Consider the following 26,329-nt stretch of genomic DNA (forward strand, 5'->3'; position numbering starts at 1 on the left):
CCGAGAACGACTATGACCCCGAAGGGCTCAATCTGATGGACGAGTTCTCGGACAACATCTGCACATACGTCGAGCCCTTCGACGGCGACATTAAGCTGGTGAGCGTAGAAAACCTGCGCTGAATTTGTCCACGCCGCCTAGTGCCAATCTCTATGAAACTAGCTTTACCAATCTAAAATGGCGAAATTCTGCCAATCCGCTAGCTTCTAAGGCTCGATTGGTAAAGTGATTGGTCAAACGCCCCGAGACAGCTTCGCTTCTGCTAGCAACAGCTCCGCCATAGACACCTCGTTTAGCCACCCCACTATGCCCCACAAGTAATCGTCATCACTCAAAAGTTGCATCGCAACATCAGCCGTAGGCAATCCTGTCGCGCGCTCAATCTCTGCGATTTCCTTGGCCACTCGATTTGTAATAACATTTAGCGAGGTGGAAACGGTGAAATACGGAATAAATTCCGAACCTCCCTTCCCCTTCCTTTGAACTCGCTCCGCCCAAATTGCGGGCACTCGCATTGCCACGGCTCTGGCATAGATCACTCGCAGTGTCGGTGTTTTCTGCCTGTTCGATACTGCCTCTTCAAACTTCAATATCGCAGCCTCGGGCACTCCGCCTCTTTGCTTCCAGTTTGCCACTGCGCTCTGCGAAATACTTAGGAATTCCGCCAGTTCCTGGTCGGTTTTGACGCCCGCACGCCGCTTCATTTCGCGAACGAGCGACGCAACATCCCCGGCCCATCCTGAGAGGGCTTGCGGGTTGTGATTTTCTGAGTTACTCAAAATATCACAACCATTGACAAGTGACGACATGGCTCAAGTAAGCATCCTTCAACAAATCCGGGCGGGGTTCGTCCTTCGCGGCACTACCCTTAGGGCATGGTGCATCAACAATAGCATTGATCCCGGCTACGCCCACAAGGCCCTTTCTGGCAAGACCTCCGGGACCAAGGCCCTAGCTTTGCGGTCCCGCCTGCTTAGCGCAAGTCAAGGCGAGGCGGCATAAGCCGATGCCAACATGGCTCACCGTCGCGGAGTTCGCCGAACTCGCAGGTATCACTAGGCAAGCCGCACATGCCGCAGCCAAAATGGCATCGCGCAGGCGAGCATGGAGAGGCTGTTTCCTCTCTGTGCGGCAAGTTGCCGGTGGTCGCGGCGGTCGCTCCGGCACCCGCTATGAGGTAGCTCTCAGCAGCCTCTCAGAGCCGCTTCAGGCGGCATATCTTGACCTCTATTCGTCGCCGCCCGCCCCCACTTGCATCGGCCGCGAGACGCCGATCGCACCGAACCAGGGCGCGCGGATTGAGAAGCGGTATCGGGTTATCCAAGAGGCAATTGAGTGCGAGCCGCGCTCTGTAGAGCGCAAGGCCGAAGTGCTGCGAGCAGCCAAGAAATGGAACATTCCGGCGCGAACGATTTACCGATGGATTGCCGATCTTGAGGCATCGGGCGGCGATGTGAATGCGCTTGCCCGCAAGTTGCCCGCTGATGCAGGACAGCGCCGCGTTTGGGTCTCCCGCCCCTTTGACCGGGCCTATCTCGAAGCGGGCTATCCCGCCACCGATCTGCCCGAACTTGGCGAGGTTGTGGACCAGCTCATTCGCCGTGGCTGGACATCGCCCGCACAACGTGCGGGCTGGAAACAGGTTCGGCGTGTCGTGTTGACCATGTTCCGCCTGGACCTGCAATCGCGCGGGATCGAGCTGCCTGCTACGGCGCTGGCGCTTTCGCAACGCCGGATCGTCGCAGCTCAGGATTACCGGATTGTCGATATCCAGGCGAACGACCGCAAACGTTATGACGACATGAAGCCTCGCATTCGGCGCGACAATTCGAAGTTCGCGCCGATGGAGCAAATCGTCATGGACGTTAAGCCGCTCGACTGCATTGTGATGCGCCCCGACGGCTCAACGACATGGCCGAAAATGATTGGCTTCATGGATACCGGCACACACCGGCTCTTCCGCCATTTCGTGCCGCTTCCTCCCGGCGAGGGCGTCCGCCAAGAGCATGTCGCAGAAGCCTTTATCCGCATGGTGACGCATCCGGAATGGGGCTTCCCGCAACAGGTCTACCGAGACAACGGCACCGAATTCTACATCATGGACATGGTGCGGGATGCGCTGGCGATGCTCAACGCTCCAGGCGCGCGAACCATCATCAACGCGAAGCCCTACAACGGCGCAGCCAAGCCGATCGAAAGCAAGTTCGCGACGCTGGACCGCTTTGTGTTCTCGCAAATGGGCGGCTGGGCAGGCGGCAACCGCATGAACAAGAAAACCCAGACGGTTGGGATGCCGCCAAAGCCCTATAGCGGCAGTTTCGAAGATTTCGCGCGCGAGGCAGACGAACGGATTGAAGTATTCGAACACGAGCCGATCGGCAGCGGCGTGTTCAAGGGGAAAAGCCCGCAGGGATGCTTTGCAGAGCATGTTGCCGCAGGCTGGCGACCAGTCATTGCCGATGCTGACGCCCTGGACGCAGCATTCTCCAGGCGCGAGACCCGGCGCGTAGACCGGGGCGCGGTAAGCATCATGGGCCAGCTTTTCCGCCACCCGGAACTGCCCAATGGCCAGACTGTCACGATTGCCGTGCCATGGCGACGCGGTGCCAATCCGCTGGCCAACATCCCGGATTTCGGCTGGGCCTCGCTCATCTCCGACATGCCCTATCTGCCCGGCGAAATCGAAGGCGCGGTTGAAACGGCGCGAATGCAAAGGCGCAATGACAAGTCCACGCAGGCCAGGCGCAAAGCTGCGCCGCCAATCGACATTGACGCCGCGCATCGCGCGCAAGTGACGATCCTGCCAACCCGCGCCGCGCCTGCCCCGATCATGGATGTTTTGGCCTCGCAGGCGGCGCAAGAAATGGCTGCCGCCAAGCGCGCGGTGAAGGAAGTCGCCACTCTGCCAACCCCCGCCGAACGGCGCAGGGCGGCGCGTGAGCGCGAAAACGAACTGCTGGAGAGAGCACTTGGCCGCAAATAATCCCCGCGTCGTCCCGATCGCCACCGCCGATCGCGAAGCACCCGCGCCCCGGCAACAGCAAATCATCGAGACGACGCTATCCAAAGCGCTCAAGCTAAGGCTGGAGATGGTTCACGAGCAACGCGGGATCGCCGTTTTCAAAGGGCCTTGGGGCATCGGCAAGACGACGAGTATCACCGCATTTGCGCAGGAAAATGAATGCGTCGTAACCGTAGTGAAGGTGGAACCTGGCTCAACCAAAAAGGGCGTCACTGCAATCGGCGCGATGCAACTCGTAGTCGAAGCACTCCGCGAACACGATGATTCACGTATTCTCCGCCCCTCACTGAGCAATGCCTATTGGACCATGCGCAAGATGGTTTGCGACCAGCTCGCGCAATTGTCGGAGCCGGATGAATACGAGTTCGCGCGGCACACGATTATCTTTGACGAGGCACAATACCTATCGCGCGAAGCAATCGAAATGCTCCGCTATTGGAACGACGCGGACCGCACCGTTACGCCTTTTCCAGTTGGCCTTGTCTTCGTCGGCAATGACGATTTTTCGCTAAGGGAAGATGGTCGCGGCGATAGCGTGATTTCTGGCGCTGTCCGCAGTCGCGCCCTTTTCATCGAATCGTTCGACTATGATGACCTGACAGCAGAGGACATTGTTACCTTTGTGCGGTCGCGCGGCGTCGATGATCCGGGCGCGATTTCGCTCATTGCGGATTACTACACACAGCCGCGCGTCCGCCGCGATCTCCGTCAGTTGGAGCGCCTTCTTGTCCGTCTAAACCTGCTCGCCGGCGAAGGGCCGGTTACCCAGAGCATCGCCCGCGATGCGTTGGCAATCGGGTAGGCGCAGCCATGGACGCCCGCAAGCGCATTGCCCTTGTCCACATCGCGAAAGCCAAGCTGCAAATGTCTGATGAAGAATATCGCAAGGCCCTGGCCGACTATGCCGACGTCTGTTCGGCAGCACAGCTCACAGATGCGGGTTTTGACCGCCTTATGGCCTATTTCAGGTCGCTCGGCTTTGTCAGTGACGCGCGACGGACTCAGGTTACGGACAAGCCGCAACGTGGCACGGCCTCACAGGCTCAAATCGACATGATTGTCGCGCTCTGGGTTGAAGTCACAGATGGAACCTCGATCCGCCAGCTGGAGGCTTGGATCGAGCGCCACCATGGAATTTCCGCCTTGCGCTTCGTCACTGGCGCAAAGGCACAGAAAATCATTGGCTCGCTTCAACTCTGGAAGCGCCGCCTACGGGAAAAAGGTGCGCGCGCGTGACCGCAACATCAACGCAGCGCCCCGCCACGACGAGGCAAGGATCAGCCATTAGCGCTAGGAGCGCCGCTGGCGCGCGCGACAAGCCCACGGCCCCGGCATACCTGAAAACGGACCGGCCGCCTTCTTAGACCCCCCTAAATCGAAATCTCGGCCTGTTTCTTGCCATGGTGAGAGCAAGCAGACCATAGCGGCAAAGGATGATCTCATGTCTGTACAGTTTGCCAAGCCCGGCCAAGCGCGCAATGATCAGGTTAAACTGCCGCTCTATGCCACCAGCTCAGCAAGCAAGATTCCGATGACGATGGTAGCCTATATCCATGCCAATCGCGCCCATAATGCACTCACAGCGCTCTGCAATTTGGTGGCGGGCTATAACAATGAACTGGAGTTGGACGGCGAGGGCCTTTGCGCGTTGATGGATCTTGCAGCCCGTGAACTGCGCAGGTCAATGGGCGATGACCGCCCCTAAGGGCGGGCTTGCAGCGCGGGAATACATACCCCTGCTCCTGCCCCGGAACATGGCCCGGTGCGAGCGCGCACCGCCCCCCCGGTAAATGTTCCGCCTCGGTTGAGTTCGAGGCGTGCCCCCACCCGCGCTTCACTCGGCCCCGGAGTGGGGGTGGCCTGATTGCAGCTGCCGCCTCCACTCCCACCTGGAGGCCTTTGTGCAGAGCGACGCGACCACACCTCACGAACTTCTACGGCTCCCCGGCTTGCTTGCCGAAATTGAGGAAGTCGCGGGGCGTTCGGTCGCTGTCACGATCGCCGAAAACTTTGGCGGCACTTCAAAAGAATTTCCGGTGCCGGAGAGACTCCAGTCCTTTCCGGATACCTATACTGGCCATTGGCTTGTCCAGGCGGTAGGCCGAAACAGTGCACTGGCGATCGTGAAGGCGATTTTTCCCAACGGCGGACGTTTCGAAATTCCATCCGCAAAGTGTGTGCTCCGGAGACAATTCGTCCTGGACAATTACGGCAGGCTTTCCGGCGTCGAAATCGCGGCGTGCATGGAAACTACCGAGCGCGCAGTCCGAAGAATTAAGGCACGCCTCCGCGCGGAGGGGCTGATTCCGTGACCTGCCAATCGCTCTTCCTCCCGTCTGATCATGAGCCAGATTTGCGGCAAGTTGTTGGGGGCTGGATGGCCGGTGCGCTTGAGCAAATTGCCGCCGAGCACCCCTCTGCTGATGCCGCGCTGATCTTGCGCCTAGCTATCGCATATTTCGCGGAAGTTCATGCGCGGAGCTTTGGCCATGCCGCAACCGTCAAAGCCATGACCGCAATTGCACGCCGCGGTGTCCAGGCAGCTGCCGAAGAATTAGCCGCTGTGCGGCACTGAACAACTCAGACTGAAGGAAAAAGCCATGCACCTGAATCATGAGGACGTAAGCGCCCTGACCAATCTTCGCGACGCGCTGGACAAGACCATCGGCGGCGGCGAGAAAAACGCGCCTGTGCGCAGGTTCCCCTTCCCCGGTGCGTTGAATGACCGGAAAGGGGGGAGCCCCCGCTCAGGTATCAAAGTACACCACGGCGCACACGGCGAAGTATATGAGCTGGCAGCCGGAGCGAAAATGGCCGACATTTCCTCGCAAAAGGAAAGGCCGGACGTTCCCCTCGACCGTTGGCTCGCCGCTACGCTGTTGGGCGACCGCTGCGAGGATAAAGCGGCGCTCCAGTTCGCCAGCGATCAGAACAAAAGCCTTTCAGGCACTGTTTCCGGCGTGCTTATCCCTGCCGGGTTCCAGGGCGAATGGATCGACAATCTCCGCTCATTCATGGTGCTCGAAGCCGCAGGCATGACGACTGCGACGATGAACAGCCAGACCGTCACCAGTTCCCGCGTCGTTTCAGACCCGTCTGTCGGCTGGCGATCGGAAGGCGCCGCATTGACTGCAGGTGACCCCACTTTCGAACTGCGGCAGCTGATGGCGCGCACGCTTGGTGTCCGCGTCCAGGCGACGGCAGAGCTTGCCCAGGACTCGCCAGACTTCGGTTCCCAGCTCATGAACGTTATGGGCAAGGCTCTCGCGCGCGAAATCGACTTGGTTGGTATGCTGGGGACCGGTCTCGCCAGCCAGCCGACCGGCATCCTGAATACGACCGGTGTGCAGGCGATCAATGCCGTTGGCATCCCTTCAGGTTACGGAAAGTTCGTGGCCGGTACGCAGAATCTCCTTGAAGCCAACGTCCCGCTCGAGGTCGCACAGAAAAATGTGATTATGTCACCTCGCACCTGGGGAACCCTCGAAGGCCTCGTCGATAGCACTGGCCAACCGATGCGACGGCCTCAATCGCTTGAAGACACCGCATTCCGCCCCACGACGAGCATCCCGAACACCCTTGGCGCTGGCAACGACGAGAGCTTGGCCTTCATGGGCGATTTCAGCGACCTCGTTCTTGGCGTCCGCATGGAAGCCACGATCGAAGCCCTTCGGCTCCAGACTTACGCGAGCAATCTCCAGGTTGAATTCGTGGGCTGGACCCGCGTCGATTTCATGGTTCGCCGTCCGGCCAGCTTTGTCGTTCTGAACGGCATCAAGGCATAACCGCAGCGGGCCTCGCAACCGGAAGGGATAAAGCTGATGGCTGGAAAATCTCTAAAGTGGAACGGCGAGGCGTTGCTGAAAGCGATGGACGAGGCTCAGCAGGTTGGCATCAATCAAACGATGTCAGCCTGCGTTGAGCACGCCACGAACAATCATCCATTCAAGAACCGTTCCACGTTTCTGGAGGGTAGCCTTGATGTCGCCCAGAGCGCGACCAGGGTAGAAGGCGGCTATCAGGGCAAGTGGGGGTCGCTGGATATTGAATATGCCTTGGCCATAGAATTGGGCGCAACAATCAACCACCCAGGCGGTACGGCCTATTACATCGATGAAAGCGGCAAGGCGGTTTTCATGTCCAACCGCAGTGCCCTATCCGAGGGCCTTCCCCGCACAAAGCCACACCGAATCGTAATCAAGCCGCATCCGTTTCTTCGGCCAGCCGGTGACGCTCAATATCCCGGTTTGACTGATCGGGTCAGGAAAGCTCTGGAGAGGCGGCACACGGCAATCTACGGCAAGGATAAAGGCTGATCTTCACCTTCTAAGCGGGCGCTTAGATGCCAGTGAGCGCCCTCTCAGAACCACTGCGCCTAAAGCCTATCCCGGCAAATCCCGAATAGGCTCGTTTAATCCCGGTTTTTGGCGCAGTGCCAATCTCTATGTCTCTATCTACCGCTGCCGATCGGCAAGTGGTGGGCGCTGACGGGCTCGAACCGCCGACCCTCTCGGTGTAAACGAGATGCTCTACCAACTGAGCTAAGCGCCCCCTTCGGGGAAGCCGCGCTATTACCCGGTTTGGGCGGGGCGTCAATCGGCCTAATTCACGGTCGCTTCATAGGTCACGGCAAAGCTGCTCGACGCATTCAGCGTGGGGCGGCTGATCGTGATGATCGCGTCCGCAAGGCTCGCACCGGTCGGATCGTCGTCATCGGCGCCAACGGCATCGTCATCCTCGAGCGTCGCCGCGCTCGCGCATGTCGCGCCGCTGCGGAGCGATCCGGCAGCATATGTGAGTGCGGCTGGCAGCGGATCGGTCGCCAGCACGGTTCCGGCGCTCGCCGGGCCGCTGTTGGTGATCGTGATGCAGTATCGCACGCGCGCTTCGGGTATCGCCTTGTGCTCGGCCATATTCACGCCGTCGCTGACCAGCGCCATGGTCTTGGCCACCTCGATCGCAGCCCCCTGCACGGCAAAGTTGCGCTCATCGATGTTCCACCAGTTGGCCATCGTCAGGGGCGCGGCCAATCCGTTGCGGTGCATCAGCCCGTTGCTGGCCGCGCCGAACGTGCTGGTGCTGGCATCGCGGGCATAGACCCGCACCAGCCAGCCGGTGCCGCTGGGCGTGCTCAGCGGGATCGTCTGCTGGGAACTGCCCCACACCGCGTCATTCGCCGCACCATCGCCGTGCGCGCCATCGTCATGGAGCACGACGCCGGTCAGATAGGGCGAGCCAGCCGGGTAATAGAGATCCGCCAGCACCGCATCACCCGCCCCCGTCGGCCGCGCATCGACCGTGGCCAGCACGCGCACCGACTGGTCCGGCGCAAGGTTGCCCAGCGGACTGGTTGCCACCGCGCCGAACGCCTGCGGATTGCCCAGCGTGCCACTGACCACGGACCATTCGACGTCGTCGATGTGGAACCATGTGCGGTACAATTCCGTGTTGTTGGCGGAGATCCGCAAGGTCACGGTCTGGCCTGCAAATGCGGCGAGCGAATAGCGGCGGGTCCACCAGACCTCGGCGTTGTACGCCACGGTCATGCCCGCGGTGTGTGTGCCGATCGTGTTCATGTCGAACCCGTTGTAGTGGCCAAACCCGGCGGACAAGGCGTCGGCAGCGCCGCCGCCGATGGCCGGAGAGTTGGGATAGGCGGAATAGGACGCAAGGCTGTTGCCGACGATTTCCGTAACGGCCCCGCCGCTGGTCACCACGCTGATCGTCAGGCTATCGTAGCCTTCCGAATCCCACCCTTCGGCCCGCCAGTTGACGGTCAGGTTGCCCGGATCGGTCGCGGGAACCGCGATTTCGCGGGTCAGCACAGTGGTATCAATCTGAGAGCCCCCCAACGCGGGCTCGTTGTCGGTCCGCGCGCCCAGCAGGTATGAATAGGCGCCGGTGCGCGGGTTGCCATTGGTGTTGCGGGGATTGTGCAGTGGGGCGCCATCGGAGGTGACGCTGACGGTTTCGGCCGGGCGCACTTGTGCGTCATAGGCCGGATTGCTGCGGGTGGCGCTGGTCCAGCCCGTGGGCAGTTGCGTTCCGGCGGCGCTGTGTTCAAAATTGCCGTTGATCCGGGGCAAGGTGCTGGCGGCTTTGCTGCCGTTCTGGGTAATGTCGAAATAGACAAAATACGTTTGCGTGCCGCCGTCCTCGACCAGCCAGCGCACTTCGCCGCGCGTCGCGCTGGTATCGGTGGCACCGGCATAGATGCTGTCGTTGTATTCCTGGGTCGCGGCAAGGGTGCCAGACGGGCGCACAACGCGCACCGGGCTGGTATCGAATGTGCCAGAAATGCCCAGTTGGGTCATCAAGGCGGCGAAATCGATATCGACTTTGGCGGTGCTGTTGACGCTGGAACCGGCGGGCAAGGTCACTGCCACGCGGTAATGCCAGTCCGATCCCGCGCCGACCCCGTCCGGATCCCACCAACCCGGCGTGTCGCGCAGCGCGGCATCGGCACGGGTGATCAGCGCGGTCAGCACCAGCGCTGCCACCGCAAATCCCCAAAAAATGCCAAGCAAGCGCCGCATGGCATTGATATAACGTGGTTAATCAGAACTAACCGTTGCCCTGCAATAAGGGTATGCCCTTATCCCGGCGCCCCGCCCGTTACACCAGTTGCGGCGCGGCGGCGCCCACCTGGGCAAAATAGCGCGCCATCGCATCGGCGGCAGTATCGGACAGGGTGATGAACGCGCGGCGACGGTCCGACCGGTCCTCCATCCGCTGGAACAGTCCGGCATCGGTCATCTGCCCGATCCAGCGCAGCGCCGTGGTTGGCGGAACGCCGCTGGCGATGCACAGGCTGGTGACCGACACGCGGATGTGTTCGGCCCGTGCCGCAGTCAGATCCAACAGCATGTCCCACGCCGGATCGGCGAACAATTCCCCGTCGAAGAACCGGGCGCGGGCCTGACGCTGGCGGATGATCTGGCGCACCAGTTGTGCATCGGGCAGCGCGGCGCGCGCCGGGCTGATCAGCCGGTCCCCGCCATCGGCCAGCCGGGCGGCAAAGGCCGGGCGCGGGCTTTCGAAGCTGAACGCGCCGCCATCAGCAGGGGCAGACCCATCCAGCCCGCCCAGCCGCTGCGCCAGCTGCGCCACCTGTTCGCTCAGGCGCAGCAAGGTCAGCCGGTCTTCCTCGGCCAGTTCGCGCAGCCGGACCCCCGGCGCGCGGGCCAGCACGCGGCCCAGCGCGATCACCCGGTCTGCGCGGCTGGGCGCGATCAGGATTTGCGGGGCCGACTGGTCCAGACAGCCGAACACGTCATCCAGCGCATCAAGGCTGGTCGATACCACCAGTTGCGCGCCGGAATGCGCCACCCGCATATCCAGCCGCGCCAGCGCCGCCAGCCGCGCGCCGTCCACTTCCGGACAGTCCACCAGCACGACTTCGCCCAGCGGGCGGATCGAATCGTCCAGCAGGCTGGCGACGTCCCCCGCTGCTGCAACACGAAAGCCCGCCAGTTCGGCATCGCCGCGCATTTCCGCGCGCACGTGCGCCCGGTCGGCAAACACCGACAAGGCCAGCGGCAGTCCCTCCGATTCGGGTGCGTCCGGTGCGGAATACGCAAAATTGGGCTGAGACATAACGTTCCGACTCCTGCTCGATCCGAACAGGAGTAGAACAAACAGGGTTTATGTCAAGAATACAGCGCAGCCGCGCTCAATCCACGAAGGGATCGCGCACCAGGATCGTGTCTTCGCGTTCCGGGCTGGTGGAAACCAGCGCGACCGGCGTTTCGATCAGTTCCTGCACGCGCTGGATATACTTGATCGCCTGCGCGGGCAGATCGGCCCACGAGCGCGCACCGGCGGTGGTGCCGATCCAGCCTTCCATTTCCTCGTAGATCGGCTCCACATCGGCCTGGTCGGCGGCGTGGGCCGGGAAGTAATCGAGCACCTTGCCGCGCAGCCGGTAACCGGTGCAGATCTTGACCGTTTCGAACCCGTCGAGCACGTCGAGCTTGGTCAGCGCGATCCCGGTGACGCCGGAAATTGCGCAGGACTGACGCACCAGCACGGCATCGAACCAGCCGCAGCGGCGCTTGCGCCCGGTGACGGTGCCGAATTCATGGCCGCGCTCACCCAGCCGCTGGCCGGTGGCGTCTTCCAGTTCGGTCGGGAACGGACCAGACCCGACGCGGGTGGTATAGGCCTTGACGATCCCCAGCACGAAGCCGGTGGCGCTGGGGCCAAGCCCCGAACCGCTGGCAGCGGTGCCGCTGACCGTGTTGGAACTGGTCACGAAGGGATAGGTGCCGTGATCGACATCGAGCAGCACGCCCTGCGCGCCTTCGAACAGGATCCGCGCGCCCGCCTTGCGCACGGTGTTCAGCCGCTTCCACACCGGCTGAGCATATTGCAGCACGAACGGCGCGATTTCGGCCAGTTCGGCGAGCAGTGCGGCGCGGTCCACCGGCGGCTGGCCGAACCCGGCGCGCAGCGCATCGTGGTGCGCGCAGAGCCGGTCCAGCTGGCTGTCCAGTGCATCGAGGTGATCGAGGTCGCAGACCCGGATCGCGCGGCGACCAACCTTGTCTTCATAGGCCGGGCCGATCCCGCGCCCGGTGGTGCCGATCTTGCCCGAACCGGCGGCGGCTTCACGCAGCCCGTCCAGATCGCGGTGCAGCGGCAGGATCAGCGGACAATTGTCAGCAATCGCGAAGTTGTCGGTGTTGATGACAACGCCCTGCCCTTCCAGCTTCTCGATCTCGGCCTTCAGCGCCCAGGGATCGAGCACCACGCCGTTGCCGATGATCGAGAGCGTGCCGGTGACGATCCCCGAGGGCAGAAGGCTCAGCTTGTAGACCTGTTCGCCCACCACCAGCGTATGACCGGCGTTGTGGCCGCCCTGAAAACGCACCACGGCATCGGCGCGACTGGCCAGCCAGTCGACAATCTTGCCCTTGCCTTCATCGCCCCACTGGGCGCCGATTACGGTAACATTGGCCACGGCGGAAAGATCCTTATCCGACACAAAATCCGCGCGGGCCGTAGGATATGCTGACCACAAGGGCAAGGCGCACCGCGCGACAAACCGGAGATAGTCTCCGCAGAACGCACCAATCCCCCTCAGGGGGTGATTTTAATGGCCTCGCCGCCGTCCAGCCGGTGGGTGCAGCCCAGCGCGGCGGCGTCGCAATCCGCGCAGATCGCGGCGACCGTGCGCCAGCCAACCGCGCGCAAACGGGCGGCGGCAGCGGCATCGTGGCCCAGTGGCAGGAACAGCGTGTCACGCGGGACATCGGTCGCAGCCAGCGCGTCGATCAGTTCGTCAGGGTAAAGCGAAAACCCGATGGCCGGTTCCTGCGCGCCTGCATCCGCGCCCAGGATGGTATAGCTGCCGCCCCGGCCCAGCGCGCCGGATACATCCGCGGCATAGATCGTGAAGCCGAACCAGCTTTGATATTCAAACCCGTGGCGTTCGCTGGGGTCCAGCGTCAGGCGGGCCAGATCGCCGACCCGGCCCGCGATTTCGCGCAGCGCCGCGATCCGCGAGGCGAGCGCGCCGCCTGCATCGATCGCGGCCAGGCGTTCAATCGCACTGTCAAACGGGCCGATCGCGGTGAGCAACGGCAAATAGGCCTCGCCGCCAGCCGCAACGAGCCCGCCCGCATCCTTGGCATCGAGTTCGCGGCGCACCGCCTCGATCTTGTCCGGATCGAGCGGCAGCGCCCCAAGGCCATCTACTCCGGCGAGCGTATCGACCAGATCGGGCAGCGTGAAATCGACTGACAGGCCGGTGGCCCCGGCGGCGCGCAAGGCTTCGAGCGCCACGGCCAGCACTTCACCGGCTGCAGCCACCGCATCGCTGCCGATCAGTTCCGCACCCAGTTGCAGGCGTTCACGCGTCGGGTCCAGCCCGTCGCCCTTGATCGTGATGACCTGCCCCGCATAGCACAGCCGCAGCGGCCGCGCCGCGCCGCCAAGGCCGGTCGCGGCAATGCGGCCAACCTGCACGGTCATGTCGCTGCGCAGCGCCATCATCCGCAGGCTCGCCGGATCGACGAACCGGAACATCCGGCGCGGCTGCACCCCGGCCATGCGGCTGGCCATCGACTTTTCGAACTCGATCGTCGGCGGCTGGACGCGGTCATACCCGTGGCCGTCCAGCACATCCATGATCGCGCGCGTCACGCGCGCGGCAGCAGCCGCGCTGGCCGGGAGCCGGTCCTCAAGCCCTTCGGGCAGCAGATCGCGATCGGTATCCATAAACTCAAGCCCTGAAAGCGGCTTTCCCTGACCACCCCTTCTGCAAGCACGAGGGGGTGGGGGAGGGCCTGTTACCGTTGGCATGCGGGGAAGGACAACATGCCCTCCCCCGCCCCCTCCCGCAAGCGGGAGGGGGATTGGGGAGCGCCCGCGCTTGCGCGCGGGCGCGTGTTTTCAGAAGCGCAGCGCCATCACCCGCTTGACGCCCGGCACGGCGCGGGCCGTGGCCAGAACCTCAGCCGGAACCGGGCTGTCGACCGACAGCAGCAGCACCGCTTCCCCGCCTGCGTTGCGGCGGCCGAGGTTGAAGGTGCCGATATTGATGCCGTTTTCACCCAGCAGCGTGCCGATCCGGCCGATGAAGCCCGGTGCGTCTTCGTTGACGATGTACAGCATGTGCCCGGCCAGTTCGGCCTCTACCTTGATGCCGAACAGTTCGACCAGACGCGGTTCGGCGTTGCTGAACAGCGTGCCCGCAACCGAACGTTCGCCCGCGTCGGTCTTCACCGAAACGCGGATCAGGGTGTGATAGTCCCCGGCCTTTTCGGTCTTCACTTCGCGCACTTCCATGCCGCGTTCCTTGGCCAGGAACGGCGCGTTGACCATGTTCACCGTGTCCGACTGGACGCGCAGGAACCCGGCCAGCACGGCCGCGACGATCGGCTTGATATTGAGATCAGCCGCCGCGCCTTCGGCGTGGATCGAGATGCGCGGGATCGAACCGGTGGTGAGCTGGCCCATCAGACCGCCCAGCTGCTCCGCCAGCGCCATGTAAGGCTTCAGCTTCGGCGCTTCCTCAGCCGAAAGCGACGGCACGTTGAGCGCGTTGGTGACGCCGCCGGTGACGAGGTAATCGGCCATCTGTTCGGCCACCTGCAGCGCCACGTTGACCTGCGCTTCGGTGGTCGATGCGCCCAGGTGCGGGGTGCAGATGAAGTTCGGCGTGCCGAACAGCGGCGATGCCTTGGCCGGTTCGGTTTCGAACACGTCGAGCGCGGCAGCGGCAACCTGCCCGCTGTCGAGCGCATCCTTCAGCGCGGCTTCGTCGATCAGTCCGCCGCGCGCGCAGTTGACGATCCGCACGCCCTTCTTGGTCTTGGCCAGGTTTTCGCGGCTCAGGATATTGCGGGTCTGGTCGGTCAGCGGGGTGTGCAGCGTGATGAAATCGGCGCGCGCCAGCAGGGTATCCAGATCGACCTTTTCCACGCCCATTTCGACCGCGCGTTCGGGGGTCAGGAACGGATCGAACGCCACGACCTTCATCTTGAGGCCGAGCGCGCGGCTCGCGACGATCGAGCCGATGTTGCCGGCCCCGATCAGGCCCAGCGTCTTGCCGGTCACTTCCACGCCCATGAACCCGTTCTTGGGCCACAGCCCCGCCTGGGTCTGCGCGTTGGCTTCCGGAATCTGGCGGGCCAGCGCGAAAATCAGCGCGATGGCGTGTTCGGCGGTGGTGATCGAGTTGCCGAACGGGGTGTTCATCACCACCACGCCCTGCGCCGATGCGGCCGGAATATCGACGTTGTCCACGCCGATCCCGGCCCGGCCGATGACTTTCAGGTTCTTGGCCGCAGCCAGGATTTCCTTGGTCACCTTGGTCGAGCTGCGAATGGCCAGACCATCATAATCGCCGATCCGGGCGATCAGCTGTTCGGGGGTTTCACCGGTGATGACGTCCACATCGCAGCCGCGATCACGGAAGATCGCTTCGGCGTTGGGGTCCATCTTGTCGGAAATGAGTACGCGCGGCTTGGTCATATTCTGATCCTTCGTCATCCCGGACTTGACCCGGGATCCCGCTTTCAGGGCGGGAGGAAAGCGAAGCTGGACCCCGGCTCAAGGCCGGGGTGACGCAACAATGGGGAGTTCAGGCGGCCTTGGTCCGGGCATAAGCCCAGTCGAGCCACGGCCCGAGGTCTTCGATGTCGGCGGTTTCAACCGTAGCGCCGCACCAGATCCGCAGGCCCGCCGGGGCATCGCGATAACCCGCGATGTCATAGGCGGCGTCTTCCTTTTCGAGGAGGCCGGTCATCTTCTTGATGAAGTCCGCATCCGCGCCTTCGACCGAAAGACAGACCGACGTTTTCGAGCGGATGCCCTTGTCCGCCGCCAGATGGCTCAGCCAGTCGCGGTCGGCGACGATCTTGTTCAGCGCATCCGCATTGGCGGTGCAGCGATCCTTGAGGCCTTCCAGCCCGCCGACCGATTTCGCCCATTCGAGCGCGAAGATCGCGTCCTCAACCGCCAGCATCGACGGGGTGTTGATGGTTTCACCCTTGAACACGCCCTCGGTCAGCTTGCCCTTGCTGACCAGGCGGAACACCTTGGGCAGCGGCCAGGTGGGGGTATAGCTTTCCAGCCGCTCGACCGCGCGGGGGCCAAGGATCAGGACGCCGTGGCCGCCTTCGCCGCCCAGCACCTTCTGCCAGCTGAACGTGGCGACATCGATCTTGTCCCACGGAATTTCATAGGCGAACACGGCGCTGGTCGCGTCGGCAAAGGTCAGGCCTTCGCGGTTTTCCGGGATCCATTCGCCGTCGGGCACGCGCACGCCGCTGGTGGTGCCGTTCCAGGTGAACAGCACGTCATCGGCAAAATCGACTTTCGACAGGTCCGGCAGCTGGCCGTAATCGGCGCGGTGGACCTTGGGTTCCAGCTTCAGCTGCTTGACCGCGTCGGTGACCCAGCCTTCGCCAAAGCTTTCCCAGGCCAGCGCGGTCACGCCACGGGCGCCCAGCATCGTCCACATCGCCATTTCGAAAGCGCCCGTGTCCGATCCCGGCACTATGCCGATGCGGTGCGAATCGGGCAGGCCCAGCACTTCGCGCATCAGGTCGATGCAATATTGCAGGCGCGACTTGCCGATCTTGGCACGGTGCGAGCGGCCGAGGCATTCGATGCTGAGTTTTTCGGGGGCGAATCCGGGCGGCTTGGCGCAGGGACCGGACGAGAAGAAGGGGCGCGCAGGTTTGCGAGCTGGAACAGATGCAGTCATTGTAGTCTCTCCTTACAGAGAGCACGCGCGGCGTTGGGACCGCGTGGCCCGGAGCCGCACCTAGGCCCCGCTGCGCCGAAGTCAAGCGAATGCTGGCCAGATCCTGCGGCGCATACGTTGGCGGTGGGCGATCCGGCCAACCCCTTAGCGGCGCGTTAACCATGTCTCGCCAGCCGCGTTTAACCATCCGCGTGGTATATCCGCAGGGTGCGGAAACTGGCCCTGATCCTGCCCATGGCGGCCCTGCTGAGCGCTTGCGGCGCGATTCCGCAGGCGTCCGCTCCGGCCCGCAAGGCGGTGTCGCAATCCACCACGCAGTTCACTCCCCGCCCCGAAGCCCGCGCCTGCCTGAGCAACCTCAGCGCCACGCGCGCCAGCTTTACCCCCCTGCCCGATCAGTATTACGGCGCGGGCTGCTCCACGCTCGGCACGGTCAAGCTGGCCAGCCTGCGCAGCGACGAAGCGCAGCTGGCGCTCTCCAACCTCGGGCCGGTCACGTGCCCGCTGGCGGAAACCTTCGCCGCCTGGGCGCGCTTCGGCGTGGACCGCGCGGCCCAGCAGATTCTGGGTAGCGCACTGGTGAAGATCGAAACGATGGGCAGCTTCAACTGCCGCAACGTCGCCGGAACCGAGCGGCGCAGCGCGCACGCGACCGCCAACGCAATCGACATTTCTGCCTTCGTGCTGGCCGATGGCCGGCGAATCAGCATTACCGGGAACTGGCAGGCCGGATCGCCGGCGGAACGCAGGTTCCTGACCGCAGTTCACGCCAGCGCCTGCAAGCGCTTCGGCACGGTGCTGGGTCCGGCCTACAACGCCGCGCACCGCGATCATCTGCATCTGGAATTGTCAGGGACCGCATTCTGCCGCTGATCCGCCGGACAGCTCCGCCCAGCCGCCGCAAAGTACACCCGGTTGACGGCATCTGAAGAGCCGCCGCCAACCGGGCTTGGGTAGAAGGGTGGTCCGCCCGGCCTGTTCGCTGGAGGGGAGGGGCTATGCAGGCTGGCCTGGACCTGTCCGCGAGTGAATTCGGACAAGCATCGGGATGATCTATAAAGTTCGCTGAACCAACCCGGACCTAAGCCGGTATGGGTTAAAGTCCGGCCTCAACCGCCAGCCGCACGGCATCGGCAGACGTCGCCACTTCAAGCCGCTGCAGCAGCAGCGCACGGTGCATCTTGACCGTCTTTTCGCTGAGCGAGAGTTCATGCGCGATCTGCTTGTTCAGGCGGCCCTGCGCCATCAGCACCAGGATTTCGCGCTGACGCGGGGTCAGTCCATCAACTTTGGCCAGCGCCGCCGTCCGGCGTTCGCTGGAAAAGCCGCCGTCGTCCCGATCAAGCGGGATTTCGACCTGCGAGCCAAGGTAATAGGCCACCTCGCCCGCTTCATCGAACATCGGGGCGACCATCACGACGTTGCGGAACGGCGCGCCGTCCTTGCGGTAGTTGACCGCTTCGAACAGCACCCCGCGCTTTTCCCGCCGCGAGGTTTCGATCTGTTCACGCACTTCGGGCCGGATCGGTTCGCGCGACAGGAACCGGCAGTTCAGGCCGACAATATCCGCTTCGGCATAGCCAGTGAGGTCCGTGAAGGCCTGATTGCAGGCAATCACCGGGTTATCTGGCAAGCGCGGGTTGGTCAGACACATGGCCATCGGGCTTTGCCGGATCAGCGCGGGCAGCGGCGTATCGGCGTCACCGATCTGAACCTCGTCGCCCATTGTTGCGCTTGTATCTGCCGCCATGCCGTCAGCCATGCCCTAAATACCGTATGGAAGCAACGCCGCGATCCTGGGGGCGCTGCTCAATCGCTCTTCGGATGGAAGAAGCTGTAATCAGGTAGGGATTCAAACGCGAGTTTCAACGCCTCGCTCCACCCGGCCGAAATGGCGCGGAAATAGGCGTTGTCGGCCGCGATGCGGCGGCTGTGCGCCGGTTCGAACCGGTCACGTTCGACCACCAGCAGATCGAGCGGCATCCCGACCGACAGGTTCGCCTTGATCGTGGAATCAAAGCTGACCATCATCAGCTTGACCGCGTCCTCAAAGCTCATCCCCGGGTCATAGCCCCGCAGCAGGATCGGGCGACCATACTTGGTTTCACCGATCTGGAAGAACGGCGAATCGAAACTGGCCTCGATGAAGTTGCCTTCGGGGTAGATCAGGAACAGCCGCGGTTCCATCCCCCTGATCTGCCCGGCGAGGATGATCGTCGCGGTGAAAGTGGCGGATCCTTCCTGGCCGTTGTGTTGGTCGATCCGGGCAATCGTATCGCGCAGCTGCTTGCCCACGATGTGGGCCACCTGGAACATCGTCGGCGCTTCGAGCAGCGTGTTGTGGCGGTCTTCGGGGGCCTTGTTGCGTTCTTCCAGCTGGCTGATCACGGCTTGCGTGGTAGCCAGATTGCCCGCCGTCATGATCGTGATGATCCGTTCGCCCGGCACCGACCAGTGGTGCATCTTGCGGAACGTGGAAATGTTGTCGACGCCCGAATTGGTGCGGGTGTCGCTCATCATCACCAGCCCGCGATCCAGCATCATGCCAACACAATACGTCACGCGCGGTCCCCCTTTGCCCTGCGCCTACTGGTCAACGTGCTGTTGTTCAACTGCAAGCTGCACCGCCAGCCGGGATTCCCCCGGTCCCCATGACAGTCCGGTCACAGGGGCAGCTTCGCGGTAATCGCGTCCGGTCGCCACGCGGACATAGCGTTCGTCCGGGCTGATCCCGTTGGACACGTCAAACCCCACCCAGCCCAGCCCGTCGACGTGGGCTTCGGCCCAGGCGTGGCTGGCTTCCTGATCGATCCGGTCATCCATCATCAGATACCCGCTGACATAGCGCGCCGGAACGCCCAGCGTGCGGGCCGCGCCGATGAAGATGTGCGCGTGGTCCTGGCACACCCCCATCCCCAGAACCGCCGCTTCCTCGCCCGAAGTATGCACTTCGGTTTCGCCGGTGGTGTAGGCAACGTTGGCCAGCACCAGAGTCGAGAGCTGGTGCAGACTGGCCAGCTTGTCCGCTTTTGGCGCATCGAGCTGGTTCAGGATCGCGCGCACTTTCGGTCCCGGCCGGGTCAGCGGCGACTGGTCCAGAAAGCTCCACAGCGGCATGTGTCCGGCATGATGGCCGATCAACCCGTGATTGTCGGCCGTGACGACCAGCCCCTCGCAGTGCACCACCACTTCGCGCACGCCGGGCACCACCGATACCAGCGTGACGCGGTTGTGGTTGTGGTCTTCGTAACTGACTTCCTCGACCGCCCCGTCATAGCGCATCGCCCATTCCAGCACCTGCTGGCCCTGGGTCGATTTGGGAGTCAGCCGCAGCCGCTGAAGCCCGTGCGAAACGGGCTGCGAGAATTCATAGCGAGTGGTGTGGGCAACTTTCAGGCGCATCAGGCGTAGAACCTGTAATCCTGCTCGATGGCTTGCGCTACCTGCTGATTGCTGGCGATGAAATCGGTGATGAATTCGTGCAGCCCGCCCTCCAGGATCGTCTCGATGTTGCTGTGCTGAAAGGTCGTGCCCAGCGCGCGCATCAGTTCGTGCGCCGATGTCTCGAACCCGTATTCATGGGCCAGCCCGAACAGGTTGGACCGCAGCTTGTCGACGCAGAACGCCAGACTGCGCGGGAAGCGCTGATCGAGGATCAGGAAGCTGGCGATCCCGCGCGGGTCCATCTTGCCCGCGTTCAGCCAGCGATAGGACCGTTCCCCCGCGACCGCGCGCAGCACGGATTCCCACTGGACATTGTCCAGACTGGACCCGACCCATGCGACCGACGGCAGCAGCACGTAATACTTCACGTCCAGGATCCGCGCGGTGTTGTCCGCGCGTTCGATGAAGGTGCCGATCCGGGTGAAGTTGTGGATTTCGTTGCGCAGCATCGTGCCGTCCATCGCACCGCGCACGAGCGTCATCTGCCGCCGCACCGCGCCCAGCACTTCGCCCAGCGCCGCCTCGCGCACGGGGCGCGCCAGCACCTCTTTCAGCGCCATCCAGCTTTCGTTGATCGCTTCCCACACTTCGCGCGTCAAGGCGGTGCGGACCGAGCGGGCATTGGTGCGCGCCGCCTCGATCATCGCCAGCACGCTGCCGGGGTTGCCCTTGTCGCGCAGCAGAAAGTTCCACACCTTGTCACCGTTGTAATCCTCGCCGTGGGCGGCTTCATAGGTCGCGGTGGCGCCGACCGTCAGGATGACCGAGCGCCATTCCTCATGGCTCGCGATCGCATCGCGGGTCAGCGCCATGCGGAACCCCGCCTCCAGCAGGCGCGAGGTGTTCTCCGCCCGCTCAAGATAGCGGGCCATCCAGAATGTGCCGTTGGCAGTGCGTCCGAGCATGGCCGTCAGTCCTCCAGCACCCAAGAGTCCTTGGTCCCGCCGCCCTGCGACGAGTTCACCACCAGCGAGCCCTTTTTCAGCGCCACGCGCGTCAGCCCGCCGGGTGTAATGTCGATCCCCTGCGGGCTGACCAGCACGAACGGCCGCAAATCGACATGGCGCGGGGCCAGCCCTGCCTTGGTAAAGATCGGCACGGTCGACAGCGCCAGCGTCGGCTGGGCAATATAGTTTTCCGGCTTGGCCCGCAGCTTCACCGCAAAGTCGGCGACCTCCTTTCGGGAGGAGGTCGGCCCGATCAGCATGCCATAGCCGCCCGATCCATGCACTTCCTTGACCACCAGTTCGGCCAGGTTGTCGAGCACATAGGCCAGACTGTCCGCCTCGCTGCAGCGCCAGGTCGGCACGTTCGCCAGCAGCGGCTTTTCGCCGGTATAGAACTCGACGATTTCGGGCATGAAGCTGTAGATCGCCTTGTCATCGGCAATCCCGGTGCCCGGCGCGTTGGCGATGGTGATCCGCCCGGCGCGGTAGACATCCATGATCCCCGGCACGCCCAGCGCCGAATCCGGATTGAACGTCAGCGGATCAAGGTATTCGTCATCGACCCGGCGATAGATCACGTCGATCGGGGTATAGCCGCAGGTGGTGCGCATCGCGACCCGCCCGTCGATCACCCGCAGGTCACTGCCCTCCACCAGCTCGGCCCCCATCTGGTCGGCCAGGAACGAGTGTTCAAAGTAGGCGGAATTGTAGATCCCCGGCGTCAGCACCGCCACCACCGGGTTCTCCCCCGCGCAAGCCGGCGCGCAGGCCGCCAGGCTTTTCGCCAGGCGGCGCGGATAGTCCTGAACCGGGCGGACCGGCACTTTGCTGAACAGTTCCGGGAACATCGCCATCATCGTTTCACGGTTCTCCAGCATATAGGAGACGCCCGACGGGGTCCGCGCGTTGTCTTCCAGCACCATGAAGTCATCCGGCCCGGTGCGGACCAGATCGATCCCGACGATGTGGGTATAGACCCCGCCCGGCGGCACCATCCCCACCATTTCGGGCAGGAACGCAGCGTTCTCTGCGATCAGCCGCTGCGGAAACCGGCCCGCGCGGACGATTTCCTGGCGGTGGTAGATGTCATGCAGGAACGCGTTGAGCGCCCGCACGCGCTGCTCGATCCCCTTGGTCAATTTCCGCCATTCGCGCGCGGTAATGATCCGGGGGATCATGTCGAACGGGATCAGCCGTTCCTCGCCCGCGTTGTCGCCGTAAACGTTGAAAGTGATACCGGTCTTGCGAAAGAACCCTTCGGCTTCCTTGCCCTTGCGCCGCAGCGCCGCCTGATCCTGTCCGTCATACCAGTCGCGGTAGCCAGAATAGGCCTCACGAATGGAGCTATCAGCGGCGATCATCTCGTCAAAAGACGAGGGCGAGTGACTCATCAGCGGCGTCCCCTTCTGCCGCTATGACTGCCGTGTGACGGGGCAGAGTCAAGCGCAATAATGCTGCACTTGCGAAAAGAGCGCAGATCAGGCCCGCCAGCGCAGCGACATGCAGGTAAAACCGGCGTCGATCTTCGCGATCTCGGCATTCGGCAGCACCACAACTTCGGCCCCGTATCCGTCCAACAGATCGGCCAGACGCGGGTAGCTGGCCCCGACCAGCAGGCAATCGCGAACGCGCAAGACATTGGCCCCGCCCTCCTCGCCGGTTGGCACTTCCAGCACTCGGTAACCGGCAAATATCCCACTGGCGGCAAGCGGTGCGGTGGCGAGCACGGTTTCCTCATCCACCAGCGAACTGGCAGTTTTCAGGTGCAGCACTTCCGGCGGGGTTTCAGCAACCACGGCGCGGTAGCCCAGCTCTTCCAGCAGCCGCCCCAGCGCCTCGGCCCCGGTCCGGTCGGTCCGCGCCGAGAGGCCGATGAACGCCCGGCCACTGGACAATGCGTCCGGCATCACCAGCACATCGCCGCCATCGGCATAGCCATCGGTTTGTTCCAGCACGCGCTCAAACCGGCTGTGCAGCACCGCCCGCAGGAACTGGCCCTCGCCCTCGCGGCTGGGCGCACCGGGGCGCAGCAAGATCGCGCCTTCGGTGAACACCAGCGCCGGATCCTCCACGAAAATCGCGTCGGGAAAGTCCTCCAGCGGATCCAGTTCCTGAACCGTCAGCCCGGCGCTGCGCAGCGCCGCGACATAGCCCGCGTGTTCGGCCAGCACGCCGGCCAGCGTGGGATCGTCCCCGCCGCCGGCACGCAGGCCTTTCACGACGCTGGAACCGGGGCGACGCACGATCGCGTCGGTGAAATCGAATATCCGGGACATCAGTGCCCTTACTTGCAGTCGCCAATCCGCTCGGTCAGGATCGAGCCCGCCATTTGCATCGCGCCGCCCGGCATATCGGGTGAAGTGGCCGATGATTTCATCGTCAGCTCTGTTCCAGTCGGCGTGAACGTGCCCGACACTTCGGATTTCGTCTCCGCGCCCTGCCCGGTCTTGCAGGTCATCGCCGCATCCAGCTTGCCATCCTTGGCGCTGAAGCGTTGATACGTGCAGTTCCCCTCGGCGCTGCGGCGGGTCATCTCCTCGAACCCCTTGGCAGCGTCTTCGGGGGTGAGGCAATATTCCACGGTCTGCCCGGTGGCGCTGAACATCCCCTTGGCCTGCGCGGCCATTTCAGGCGGCATTCCGGGGATCGTCAGTTCGGTGATCCGGGTGGTCATGCGGTATTGCCCGGGCTGTGGCTGGGCGAGTTCCGCGGCGGCTATTTCAGCCTTCACATCCGCAGGTGCCTGCGCTTCATCCTTGGACTGCTGGCAGGCCGCCAGCAGCACAGATGCCGCCAAAGCGATCACGAAAGTATGGCGCATGATCAAGACCCTCCATCCTGTTACCGGCGCGACGCTATCAGCCACGCCGGGCTCTGCCAATGGTGGCTGCCCCAACTGATTCGTCCGCGCGGTGCTGCGTGAAATAAATCGCACCGATATCCCCGCTGCCGCGCCGGACCATGCTGCGCCGGGCAAGGTGCAGCATGCCGTAGCGGCAACATCACATCACAGCACAGGACGGCAGAAAGACCGGGCTGATTGCGCCCCGTTCTGTTGGCAGGAATGCCGCCGGGATGGCAACGGACGCCTTGCGAAACCGGCAATTCCGCGCCACTTTGGGTGGCAACAGTAAAACTGGCCAACACCAAAACCGGAGAGACACCGTGGACCTTGAATTCAGCCCGGAGGAAATCGCCTTCCGCGACGAAGTGCGCGCCTTCATCGCCGAGAATTACCCCGCCGAACTGCGCGGCAAGCAGGACGAAGGGGACGAGCTTTCGAAGGAAGATTTCCTGTCCTGGCACAAGGTGCTCTTTGCCAAGGGCTGGGTCGCCCCGGCCTGGCCGGTGGAATACGGCGGCACCGGCTGGACCGTGACCCAGCGCTACATCTGGTCCGAGGAAACCGCCCGTGCAGACTGCATCCGGCTGATGCCGTTCGGCCTGACCATGGTCGGTCCGGTGATCTACACCTTCGGCACGCCTGAGCAGAAGGCCAAGTTCCTGCCCCGCATCCTGTCGGGCGAGGACTGGTGGTGTCAGGGCTATTCCGAACCCGGCGCCGGCTCCGACCTTGCCAGCTTGCGCACCCGTGCGGTCCGCGACGGCGATCACTATGTCGTCAACGGCCAGAAGACCTGGACCACGATGGCGCAGCACGCCGACTGGGGCTTCTTCCTCGTCCGCACCAATCCCGAAGCCAAGATGCAGGAAGGCATCTCGTTCCTGCTGGTGGACATGAAGACCCCCGGCATCGAAGTGCGCCCGATCATCACGCTGGGCGGCGAACACGAAGTCAACGAAGTGTTCCTCGAAGACGTCCGCGTGCCGGTCGAAAACCGCGTGTACGAGGAAGACAAGGGCTGGACTTGCGCCAAGTTCCTGCTCGCCCACGAACGCGTCGGCATCGCCGGTGTGGCAGCGTCGAAGCGCGGGATCGAACGCATCCGCGAAATCGCCGCTAACGAGCTGGACGGTGAGAAGGCCCTGCTCGCCAACCCGTTCTTCCGCCGCAAGGTGGCCGAACTGGAAATGGACCTGACCGCGCTGGAATATACCGAGCTGCGCACGCTGGCCGGTGAAGCGGCGGGCAAGGGTCCGGGTGCGGAAAGCTCGGTCCTGAAGATCAAGGGTTCGGAAATCCAGCAGCGGCTGACCGAACTGACGCTGGAAATGGCGGGCCATTATGGCGCCCCCTATTTCCGCAGCTTCGGCGAGGGTGACAACGAACACGGCATCGGCCCCGCCTGGGCCAACCGCGCCGCGCCGATGTACTTCAACACCCGCAAGACCACGATCTATGGCGGTTCGAACGAGATCCAGCGCAACATCATCGCCAAGATGGTGCTGGGGCTCTGACCCGGCCTGCCCGCTGCCCGGCAACCACGGGCGGCGGGCGCTGCCGCACAACATACCGGGTGAACGCGCGCCGTGACGCGCGGAACGAGAGGGACTTTCAATGGATCTGAGCTACACCGAAACCCAGGACATGCTGCGCGATACGCTCGCGCGCTTTCTGGCTGATACGTATGACTTCGAAACCCGCAAGAAGATGCTGGCCAGCCCCGATGGGCGCGATCCCGGCATCTGGCGCGCGCTGTCGAGCGAACTGGGCCTGACCAGCGCCTCCTTTGCCGAAGAACACGGCGGCATGGGCGGCGGCGCGATCGAGAACATGATCATGATGGAGGAACTGGGCAAGGTCATCGCGATCGAACCCTGGCTCCAGACGGTCGTGATCGGCGGCGGCGCGCTCAAGGCGGTCGGCGGCGCGGTGGCCGATGCGGTGATCCCCGGGATCATCGCGGGCGATACCACCATCGCCTTTGCCTATGCCGAACCGCAGGGCCGCTATAACCTGGCCGACATTGCCACCGCCGCCAAGGCCGACGGCGCGGGCTATATCCTCAACGGCCACAAGGCCAGCGTCTATGCCGCGCCGTGGTCCACGCACCTGCTCGTCACTGCCCGCACCGGCGGCAGCCGGCGGGAGCGTGAGGGCGTGGAGCTGTTCCTGATCGACGCCAACAGTCCCGGCATTTCCCGCCGCGATTACGCCACCGTCGATGGCTTCCGCGCCTCGGAAGTCTACTTCGAAAACTGCGCCATCCCCGGCGATGCGCTGCTGCCCGGCGGGATCGACCTGATCGAGCGGATCGTCGATGAAGCCACCGTGGCGGTTTGCGCCGAAGGGTCCGGCATTGCCCGCAAGCTGCTCGAAGGCACGGTGGACTACACCAAGCAGCGCAAGCAGTTCGGCCAGCCCATTGGCAAGTTCCAGTCGCTCCAGCACCGCATGGCCGACATGCTGATCGAGGCGGAGCAGATCGCCTCGATGACGCTGATGGGCACCCTGCGGCTCGATATCCCCGCCGCCGAACGCAAGGCCGCGGTCAGCCTGGTCAAGGCCAAGGTCTCGCGCGGGCTCAAGATCGCCGGGCAAAGCGCGGTGCAGACCCACGGCGGGATCGGCATCACCATGGAACTGTCCATCGGCCACTACTTCAAGCGCGCCACCATGATCGAGAGCCAGTTCGGCACCGCCGACTATCACCTCGAACGCTATGAGGCGCTGACGCTGCCCGCGTAAGCAAATATCGCCCCCTCTCGCCACTGAGAGGGGGCCACCCCTCCCCCTCCGTTCGTGTCGAGCGCAGTCGAGACACGCCCGCACCGCGCCAACGTGTCTCGACTGCGCTC

General features: G+C 63.5%; 25 protein-coding genes and 1 tRNA gene. 11 read left to right on the plus strand and 15 right to left on the minus strand.

The features are described from left to right. Positions 1-233: 233 nt before the first annotated feature. Entirely contained in the window at positions 234-809 is a 576-nt protein-coding gene (locus Q8Q53_RS16035; RefSeq protein ID WP_305702796.1) for a helix-turn-helix domain-containing protein, read from the minus strand. 197 nt (positions 810-1,006) lie between these two features. Here Q8Q53_RS16035 and Q8Q53_RS16040 point away from each other — a divergent pair, with 197 nt between their 5' ends. From Q8Q53_RS16040 to Q8Q53_RS16075, 8 genes are all read left to right on the plus strand, one after another. Further along, positions 1,007-2,983 (plus strand): hypothetical protein, encoded by a 1,977-nt coding sequence (locus tag Q8Q53_RS16040; RefSeq protein WP_305702797.1) that lies wholly within the window; start codon positions 1,007-1,009, stop codon positions 2,981-2,983. Beyond that, on the plus strand, positions 2,970-3,824 hold the full coding sequence (locus Q8Q53_RS16045) for an ATP-binding protein (RefSeq protein ID WP_305702798.1): 855 nt from the start codon (positions 2,970-2,972) through the stop codon (positions 3,822-3,824). The genes Q8Q53_RS16040 and Q8Q53_RS16045 overlap by 14 nt, the downstream gene beginning before the upstream one ends. Before the next feature lie 8 nt (positions 3,825-3,832). After that, positions 3,833-4,258: a regulatory protein GemA gene (locus Q8Q53_RS16050; RefSeq protein ID WP_305702799.1), complete on the plus strand. Its 426-nt coding sequence runs from the start codon at positions 3,833-3,835 to the stop codon at positions 4,256-4,258. A 205-nt stretch (positions 4,259-4,463) separates the two neighbouring features. Next, positions 4,464-4,727: a hypothetical protein gene (locus tag Q8Q53_RS16055; RefSeq protein ID WP_305702800.1), complete on the plus strand. Its 264-nt coding sequence runs from the start codon at positions 4,464-4,466 to the stop codon at positions 4,725-4,727. A 196-nt stretch (positions 4,728-4,923) separates the two neighbouring features. Beyond that, positions 4,924-5,334 carry a hypothetical protein gene (locus Q8Q53_RS16060; RefSeq protein WP_305702801.1) on the plus strand — a complete coding sequence of 137 codons (411 nt, stop codon included), beginning with the start codon at positions 4,924-4,926 and terminating at the stop codon, positions 5,332-5,334. Between the two features lie 65 nt (positions 5,335-5,399). Further along, positions 5,400-5,597, plus strand: a complete 198-nt coding sequence (locus Q8Q53_RS16065) for a hypothetical protein (RefSeq protein ID WP_305702802.1) — start codon at positions 5,400-5,402, stop codon at positions 5,595-5,597. Positions 5,598-5,622: 25 nt separating this feature from the next. After that, on the plus strand, positions 5,623-6,807 hold the full coding sequence (locus tag Q8Q53_RS16070) for a phage major capsid protein (protein WP_305702803.1): 1,185 nt from the start codon (positions 5,623-5,625) through the stop codon (positions 6,805-6,807). A gap of 36 nt (positions 6,808-6,843) precedes the next feature. Next, positions 6,844-7,338 carry a hypothetical protein gene (locus Q8Q53_RS16075; RefSeq protein WP_305702804.1) on the plus strand — a complete coding sequence of 165 codons (495 nt, stop codon included), beginning with the start codon at positions 6,844-6,846 and terminating at the stop codon, positions 7,336-7,338. A gap of 159 nt (positions 7,339-7,497) precedes the next feature. On the opposite strand, the gene Q8Q53_RS16080 is transcribed toward Q8Q53_RS16075, so the two are convergent. From Q8Q53_RS16080 to Q8Q53_RS16110, 7 genes are all read right to left on the minus strand, one after another. Beyond that, positions 7,498-7,573: transfer RNA gene (locus tag Q8Q53_RS16080), tRNA-Val, on the minus strand. A gap of 50 nt (positions 7,574-7,623) precedes the next feature. Then, positions 7,624-9,522: a hypothetical protein gene (locus Q8Q53_RS16085; RefSeq protein WP_305702805.1), complete on the minus strand. Its 1,899-nt coding sequence runs from the start codon at positions 9,520-9,522 to the stop codon at positions 7,624-7,626. Positions 9,523-9,637: 115 nt separating this feature from the next. After that, positions 9,638-10,618 (minus strand): MarR family transcriptional regulator, encoded by a 981-nt coding sequence (locus tag Q8Q53_RS16090; RefSeq protein WP_305702806.1) that lies wholly within the window; start codon positions 10,616-10,618, stop codon positions 9,638-9,640. 76 nt (positions 10,619-10,694) lie between these two features. After that, positions 10,695-11,984 (minus strand): adenylosuccinate synthase, encoded by a 1,290-nt coding sequence (locus Q8Q53_RS16095; protein ID WP_305702807.1) that lies wholly within the window; start codon positions 11,982-11,984, stop codon positions 10,695-10,697. Positions 11,985-12,103: 119 nt separating this feature from the next. Then, on the minus strand, positions 12,104-13,243 hold the full coding sequence (locus Q8Q53_RS16100; RefSeq protein WP_305702808.1) for an ATP phosphoribosyltransferase regulatory subunit: 1,140 nt from the start codon (positions 13,241-13,243) through the stop codon (positions 12,104-12,106). A gap of 174 nt (positions 13,244-13,417) precedes the next feature. Then, positions 13,418-15,001: a phosphoglycerate dehydrogenase gene (gene serA / locus Q8Q53_RS16105; RefSeq protein ID WP_305702809.1), complete on the minus strand. Its 1,584-nt coding sequence runs from the start codon at positions 14,999-15,001 to the stop codon at positions 13,418-13,420. Positions 15,002-15,110: 109 nt separating this feature from the next. Beyond that, entirely contained in the window at positions 15,111-16,238 is a 1,128-nt protein-coding gene (locus Q8Q53_RS16110; protein ID WP_305702810.1) for a phosphoserine transaminase, read from the minus strand. A gap of 234 nt (positions 16,239-16,472) precedes the next feature. Between Q8Q53_RS16110 and Q8Q53_RS16115 the strand changes: the two genes are divergently transcribed. Beyond that, positions 16,473-17,111, plus strand: coding sequence for an extensin family protein (locus Q8Q53_RS16115; RefSeq protein WP_305702811.1), 639 nt, complete (start codon positions 16,473-16,475; stop codon positions 17,109-17,111). Positions 17,112-17,334: 223 nt separating this feature from the next. Here the strand turns inward: Q8Q53_RS16115 and Q8Q53_RS16120 are convergent, their stop codons facing one another. The 7 genes from Q8Q53_RS16120 to Q8Q53_RS16150 form a co-directional block, all read right to left on the minus strand. After that, a complete protein-coding gene (locus tag Q8Q53_RS16120; RefSeq protein ID WP_305702812.1) occupies positions 17,335-17,964 on the minus strand; it encodes a LuxR C-terminal-related transcriptional regulator in 630 nt (209 codons plus the stop codon). An 83-nt stretch (positions 17,965-18,047) separates the two neighbouring features. Further along, entirely contained in the window at positions 18,048-18,800 is a 753-nt protein-coding gene (locus tag Q8Q53_RS16125; RefSeq protein ID WP_305702813.1) for a proteasome-type protease, read from the minus strand. Between the two features lie 24 nt (positions 18,801-18,824). Next, positions 18,825-19,640: a transglutaminase family protein gene (locus tag Q8Q53_RS16130; RefSeq protein WP_305702814.1), complete on the minus strand. Its 816-nt coding sequence runs from the start codon at positions 19,638-19,640 to the stop codon at positions 18,825-18,827. Then, the gene (locus Q8Q53_RS16135) at positions 19,640-20,587 is read right to left on the minus strand and encodes an alpha-E domain-containing protein (RefSeq protein WP_305702815.1); all 948 of its coding nucleotides are present in this window, start codon (positions 20,585-20,587) and stop codon (positions 19,640-19,642) included. Before Q8Q53_RS16135 ends, Q8Q53_RS16130 begins: the two co-directional genes overlap by 1 nt. Positions 20,588-20,592: 5 nt before the next feature. Then, on the minus strand, positions 20,593-22,020 hold the full coding sequence (locus Q8Q53_RS16140) for a circularly permuted type 2 ATP-grasp protein (RefSeq protein WP_305702816.1): 1,428 nt from the start codon (positions 22,018-22,020) through the stop codon (positions 20,593-20,595). Positions 22,021-22,107: 87 nt separating this feature from the next. Then, entirely contained in the window at positions 22,108-22,905 is a 798-nt protein-coding gene (locus Q8Q53_RS16145) for a dimethylarginine dimethylaminohydrolase family protein (RefSeq protein WP_305702817.1), read from the minus strand. Positions 22,906-22,913: 8 nt separating this feature from the next. Further along, positions 22,914-23,450, minus strand: a complete 537-nt coding sequence (locus Q8Q53_RS16150) for a DUF3617 domain-containing protein (protein ID WP_305702818.1) — start codon at positions 23,448-23,450, stop codon at positions 22,914-22,916. A 344-nt stretch (positions 23,451-23,794) separates the two neighbouring features. Here Q8Q53_RS16150 and Q8Q53_RS16155 point away from each other — a divergent pair, with 344 nt between their 5' ends. Further along, positions 23,795-24,988, plus strand: coding sequence for an acyl-CoA dehydrogenase family protein (locus tag Q8Q53_RS16155; RefSeq protein WP_305702819.1), 1,194 nt, complete (start codon positions 23,795-23,797; stop codon positions 24,986-24,988). Positions 24,989-25,088: 100 nt separating this feature from the next. Then, on the plus strand, positions 25,089-26,219 hold the full coding sequence (locus Q8Q53_RS16160; RefSeq protein WP_305702820.1) for an acyl-CoA dehydrogenase family protein: 1,131 nt from the start codon (positions 25,089-25,091) through the stop codon (positions 26,217-26,219). The last annotated feature ends 110 nt before the right edge of the window (positions 26,220-26,329 follow it).

The organism is Novosphingobium sp. (assembly GCF_030699305.1).
GTDB lineage: Bacteria > Pseudomonadota > Alphaproteobacteria > Sphingomonadales > Sphingomonadaceae > Novosphingobium.

Bases quoted from the DNA above. Each gene is read 5' to 3' on its own strand.
- Q8Q53_RS16035 (WP_305702796.1), bottom strand. From the start codon at position 809: ATGTCGTCACTTGTCAATGGTTGTGATATTTTGAGTAACTCAGAAAAT.
- Q8Q53_RS16040 (WP_305702797.1), top strand. From the start codon at position 1,007: ATGCCAACATGGCTCACCGTCGCGGAGTTCGCCGAACTCGCAGGTATC.
- Q8Q53_RS16050 (WP_305702799.1), top strand. From the start codon at position 3,833: ATGGACGCCCGCAAGCGCATTGCCCTTGTCCACATCGCGAAAGCCAAG.
- Q8Q53_RS16055 (WP_305702800.1), top strand. From the start codon at position 4,464: ATGTCTGTACAGTTTGCCAAGCCCGGCCAAGCGCGCAATGATCAGGTT.
- Q8Q53_RS16065 (WP_305702802.1), top strand. From the start codon at position 5,400: ATGGCCGGTGCGCTTGAGCAAATTGCCGCCGAGCACCCCTCTGCTGAT.
- Q8Q53_RS16070 (WP_305702803.1), top strand. From the start codon at position 5,623: ATGCACCTGAATCATGAGGACGTAAGCGCCCTGACCAATCTTCGCGAC.
- Q8Q53_RS16075 (WP_305702804.1), top strand. From the start codon at position 6,844: ATGGCTGGAAAATCTCTAAAGTGGAACGGCGAGGCGTTGCTGAAAGCG.
- Q8Q53_RS16090 (WP_305702806.1), bottom strand. From the start codon at position 10,618: ATGTCTCAGCCCAATTTTGCGTATTCCGCACCGGACGCACCCGAATCG.
- Q8Q53_RS16100 (WP_305702808.1), bottom strand. From the start codon at position 13,243: ATGGATACCGATCGCGATCTGCTGCCCGAAGGGCTTGAGGACCGGCTC.
- serA (WP_305702809.1), bottom strand. From the start codon at position 15,001: ATGACCAAGCCGCGCGTACTCATTTCCGACAAGATGGACCCCAACGCC.
- Q8Q53_RS16110 (WP_305702810.1), bottom strand. From the start codon at position 16,238: ATGACTGCATCTGTTCCAGCTCGCAAACCTGCGCGCCCCTTCTTCTCG.
- Q8Q53_RS16115 (WP_305702811.1), top strand. From the start codon at position 16,473: ATGGCGGCCCTGCTGAGCGCTTGCGGCGCGATTCCGCAGGCGTCCGCT.
- Q8Q53_RS16120 (WP_305702812.1), bottom strand. From the start codon at position 17,964: ATGGGCGACGAGGTTCAGATCGGTGACGCCGATACGCCGCTGCCCGCG.
- Q8Q53_RS16130 (WP_305702814.1), bottom strand. From the start codon at position 19,640: ATGCGCCTGAAAGTTGCCCACACCACTCGCTATGAATTCTCGCAGCCC.
- Q8Q53_RS16135 (WP_305702815.1), bottom strand. From the start codon at position 20,587: ATGCTCGGACGCACTGCCAACGGCACATTCTGGATGGCCCGCTATCTT.
- Q8Q53_RS16140 (WP_305702816.1), bottom strand. From the start codon at position 22,020: ATGAGTCACTCGCCCTCGTCTTTTGACGAGATGATCGCCGCTGATAGC.
- Q8Q53_RS16145 (WP_305702817.1), bottom strand. From the start codon at position 22,905: ATGTCCCGGATATTCGATTTCACCGACGCGATCGTGCGTCGCCCCGGT.
- Q8Q53_RS16150 (WP_305702818.1), bottom strand. From the start codon at position 23,450: ATGCGCCATACTTTCGTGATCGCTTTGGCGGCATCTGTGCTGCTGGCG.
- Q8Q53_RS16160 (WP_305702820.1), top strand. From the start codon at position 25,089: ATGGATCTGAGCTACACCGAAACCCAGGACATGCTGCGCGATACGCTC.